General features: G+C 59.8%; 1 pseudogene. It reads right to left on the bottom strand.

Features of this window, described 5'->3' with window-relative positions:
* Positions 1-581 (bottom strand): annotated as a pseudogene (locus AC4PR2_RS29315) (hypothetical protein); the annotation flags it as partial.
* Between the last annotated feature and the right edge of the window lie 183 nt (positions 582-764).

The following is a 764-nucleotide window of genomic DNA, read 5'->3' as shown; positions in this document are numbered from 1 at the left end:
TAAATCTGGTAAGGCAAATCCGACAAGGTGACTTCAAATGATTTTGTCTCCTTGCCGCCCGTGACGCTGCCGACAATATTGGCCGTGTTGTGGCATTGCGCGGTCACCGATTGCGCCTTCTCACACGCATGCGAGGTATAGCTGACCTTGTTGACCACCTGCCTGACGCATTTTGGCCCGACGCCGGCGGCGATGACGTCCGCGTCTTTGCGGATGTCGTCACTGCGTTTAATCATGTCGGAGTCGTAATCAATCTTGTCGGCAGGGTTGTTGATGAAAGATTTGCGCATCTCCTTGCCGAGCTCGGTCTGTGCCAGCGCCTGTTGCCCCCTGGCGCCGATATCGGTATCCGTCTGCGTCCCGCCCTGGTAGTAGCCGGCTTCCGGTGGATTGTCGGTGTAGTGGTCAAAATACTGCTCCGGCTTCACCTGCCCGGCCCCCTGCTGTGCACCGCTGAGCGCAGCCGAGGCGGCGGCCTCGCCCTCGCTCATGTCGTGGTCGCCGGCAATGACGGGGGTGGTCGCACAGGCCGCCAGCAGGCTGCCGAGCAAGGTGCGAGATAGCGTTTTTCGTAATGTCATCAGAATGCCTCCTGGGCCACCCTGCCGGTTGACCCTGCGGAGTAGACTTGCTGACCTGCAGCATGCCCGCCACGTAGGGCTGATAGGGTTTCCCTGGTGTTGAAAGCCCCGGTATTGGTCCTGCTCTTTTTATTGTGGTTGTTGGGTGCTGCGCGTTTTGGCGCACTCGCCGCGCGCATCGAT

The sequence above is a fragment of the Serratia sp. A07 genome (assembly GCF_058725505.1).
The sequence above is the reverse complement of the archived record's forward strand: the minus strand, read 5'-3'. Positions and strand labels throughout refer to the sequence as shown.